4 protein-coding genes and 1 pseudogene are annotated in these 2,549 nt (G+C 73.6%); 4 read left to right on the top strand and 1 reads right to left on the bottom strand.

Annotation, left to right across the window (positions count from 1 at the left end):
* The first annotated feature begins 174 nt into the window (after nucleotides 1-174).
* Both RWM17_RS14010 and RWM17_RS14005 read left to right on the top strand, forming a co-directional pair.
* Nucleotides 175-765 carry a GNAT family N-acetyltransferase gene (locus RWM17_RS14010; RefSeq protein ID WP_314104660.1) on the top strand — a complete coding sequence of 197 codons (591 nt, stop codon included), beginning with the start codon at nucleotides 175-177 and terminating at the stop codon, nucleotides 763-765.
* 94 nt (nucleotides 766-859) lie between these two features.
* Nucleotides 860-973: pseudogene (locus tag RWM17_RS14005) on the top strand (DivIVA domain-containing protein); the annotation flags it as partial.
* A gap of 8 nt (nucleotides 974-981) precedes the next feature.
* Here the strand turns inward: RWM17_RS14005 and RWM17_RS14000 are convergent.
* Nucleotides 982-1,467, bottom strand: a complete 486-nt coding sequence (locus RWM17_RS14000) for a gluconokinase (protein WP_314104662.1) — start codon at nucleotides 1,465-1,467, stop codon at nucleotides 982-984.
* Nucleotides 1,468-1,852: 385 nt separating this feature from the next.
* Here RWM17_RS14000 and RWM17_RS13995 point away from each other — a divergent pair, with 385 nt between their 5' ends.
* Nucleotides 1,853-2,164: a hypothetical protein gene (locus RWM17_RS13995; RefSeq protein WP_133738628.1), complete on the top strand. Its 312-nt coding sequence runs from the start codon at nucleotides 1,853-1,855 to the stop codon at nucleotides 2,162-2,164.
* 52 nt (nucleotides 2,165-2,216) lie between these two features.
* A partial coding sequence (locus RWM17_RS13990) for a 4'-phosphopantetheinyl transferase family protein (RefSeq protein WP_399540495.1) occupies nucleotides 2,217-2,549 on the top strand: 333 nt, incomplete at its 3' end.

Below are 2,549 nucleotides of genomic sequence, written 5' to 3'. Positions count from 1 at the left end.
CCTCGTCAGTGTAAGCGCATACTGGGCTGCGCCCCAACGGTGGGCGCCGGCATGAACCGCGTTCCGAACCATGAACCGCGTTCTTTCGCGGTTCATGGTTCGGAACGCGGTTCACCGCGCGGGTCGGCCCGCAGGAGGCGCGGGTCGGCCGGTCGCCTCCGCTACCGTCGACCCGTGCTCACCACCGACCGCCTCCTCCTCCGCCGCTGGCACGACGCCGACCGCGAGCCGATCGCGGCGATGAACGCCGACCCCGTCGTGATGGAGTTCTTCCCGTCGACACGGACGCGCGCCGAGTCCGACTCCATGCTCGACCGGATCGAGCAGGGCTTCGAGACGCACGGCTTCGGTCTCTGGGCCGTCGAGCGACGCGCCGACCACCAGCTGCTCGGCTTCGTCGGCCTGTCGCGACCCTCGGTCGACGTGGTCGTCGGCGGCCGGCCGCTCGCCGACCAAGTCGAGATCGGCTGGCGCCTGCGCCGCGAGGCCTGGGGACAGGGCCTCGCCACCGAGGCCGCGCGCGAGGTGCTCCGCGCCGCCCTCGACCCCGACGGGCTCGACCTGCCCGAGGTCGTCAGCTTCACCGCCGCGACCAACCTCCGCTCCCGTGCGCTGATGGAGCGGCTCGGCCTGACACGCGACCCGGCCGATGACTTCGAGCACCCGGCCCTGCCGCCCGGTCACCGCCTCCGCCCTCACGTCCTCTACCGCGCCTCCCGCGATCGTCCCTCCCCGGACGCCGCTCCCCCGCCGACGGGGTCCTGACCGTCGCACCGAGGTCGCGACGGACCACGACGCCCTGGCAGGATCGTGGTGACCACGAGGGGGAGACGACGAGGGCCGTGCGGGCGCCACCGACGTGCGGCCCGAGGACGTCGTGAACGCGCGCTTCACCCCGACGAAGTTCCGCGAGGGCTACCACCAGGACGAGGTGGACGACTTCCTCGACGAGATCGTCGCCGACCTCCGCCGCCGCGGCCTCTAGTCCGCCGGCGTCAGGCCGAGCAGGCGGAGCACGTCGCCCGCCTCCTCCTCCGGGGTGCGGGTGGCGTCGACGACGATGTGCCGCTCGTCGGCCTGCGGCGGCTCGAGCGTCGCGACCTGCGAGTCGAGCAGGGTCGTCGGCATGAAGTGCCCCGAGCGCTCGGCCATCCGGCCGCCGATCAGGTCGCCGCTGCCCTGCAGGTAGACGAAGACGACGTTGTGCTCGCGCAGCACGTCGCGGTACTTCCGCTTCAGCGCCGAGCAGGTGATGACGCCCGGCACGCCCTGCATCGCGTGCTCGACGATCCACGACGAGACCGTGTCGAGCCACGGCGCCCGGTCGTCGTCGTCGAGAGGCAGGCCCGCCGCCATCTTCGCGACGTTCTCGTCGGGGTGCAGGTCGTCGCCCTCGGCGAGGTCCCAGCCGAGGCGCTCGGCGACGAGGGCTGCGACGGTCGACTTGCCCGACCCCGACACCCCCATCACGACGAGCACCGGGTCCGAGTCGTGCGCCGGGTGGCGGGCCGACCCCGGGACGAGCGGCGCCGAGGAGGCGGCGCCCGCGTTCTCGAGGGTGGCCATCAGACAGCCTCGGCGGAGGCGGAGGCGGAGGCGGATGCGGAGGGGAAGGGCGCGGAGCTCGGGGTGGTCATGTCGTGTCCTCTCGAGGTCGCGACCGTGCGATCTCGTCGTCGGATGGGCTGTGAGCCGACCGACCACGCACAGGCGTCGGCGCCGCTCTCGGCCCAATGGTATTACGAATAGGGCGGTGGGCGCCCCGGCCGCCGGGAGGGGCACTCGCCGGGCCCACAGGAGCCCGTCACCTCGCGTTCACGTGCGCGTCGCCCGCAGGGTGCACGATGCCCGCATGATCGCGATCAGCGCCGAGGTGCGGCAGGCCGACGGCATCGACTCCGTCCGCCAGCTCGAAACGAGCCTGCGGCGGCACTGGGAGAGCATCCCCGTGAAGTCCCACCAGTACCTGCTGCGCTTCTGCGACGGCCCCGTGCTCGTCACCGACGAGCTGCGCTCGCTGCGCCTCGACGTCGTCGTGTCGGACGAGCGCTCGGCCGCGCACTTCGTCGAGTCGTTCCGCAGCGAGATCGAGTCGCGGGTGGTCGGCCGGCCCGTCGACGTCCGCTGGTCACGCCCGGCCGTGGCCCCGCAGCCGCTGCGCTGAGCTCGTGAGCCACTGAACCGATGAGCCACCGACCCGACTAGCCGCTGACCCGATGACCACCACCGCCCTGCTGCCGTCGGCACCGGTCTCGACCTGGCTGGTGCCGCTCGACGACACGGCCGACGGCGTCGTCACCTCCCTCGGCCTCGCGCGGCCCACTGGCGATCCGGCGTCGTGGCTCGACGCGGACGAGCGGGCCAGGGCCGCGCGGCTGCACGACGCCACCGACCGCCATCGCTGGCTGGTCTCGCACGTCGCCCTCCGCCTCCTGCTCGGTGCGTCGCTCGAGGTGCACCCGTCGGCGGTCGCGGTCGTCCGTGAGGCGTGCCCGCGCTGCGGCGGCCCGCACGGCCGCCCGGAGCTGGCGTCCGGCCGCCCGCTGCGC

This window comes from uncultured Frigoribacterium sp. (assembly GCF_963515265.1).
In the GTDB taxonomy this organism is placed as follows: Bacteria; Actinomycetota; Actinomycetes; order Actinomycetales; family Microbacteriaceae; genus Frigoribacterium.
This window is presented reverse-complemented; position numbering and strand designations above follow the sequence as displayed.